The 237-nt window shown below is 57.0% G+C and carries 1 protein-coding gene; it reads right to left on the reverse strand.

The window, feature by feature from the left end; genetic code table 11:
* Nucleotides 1-237 (reverse strand): DNA gyrase C-terminal beta-propeller domain-containing protein (locus ACTHS3_RS18595; protein WP_440368884.1); only part of this gene is annotated, 237 nt, incomplete at both ends.

A 237-nucleotide genomic window follows, 5' to 3' on the forward strand; every position in this document is an offset into this window, starting at 1 on the left:
TCGATGAAGTCTTCGTCTTTGGTGGCCGCCGCCTGTTTACCGCGTCCGCCGCGACGCTGCGCCTGATAGTCGGTGGTCGGCTGGGTTTTGATATAACCGCCGTGGGTCAGGGTAACGACCATTTCGCGTTGCGGAATCAGGTCTTCATCGGCAATGTCGCCGCCGAACGGGTTGATTTCGCTGCGGCGTTCGTCGCCGAAATTGGTTTTGGTTTCTTCCAATTCTTCGCGGATGATT

This window comes from Neisseria sp. P0009.S007 (assembly GCF_051962515.1).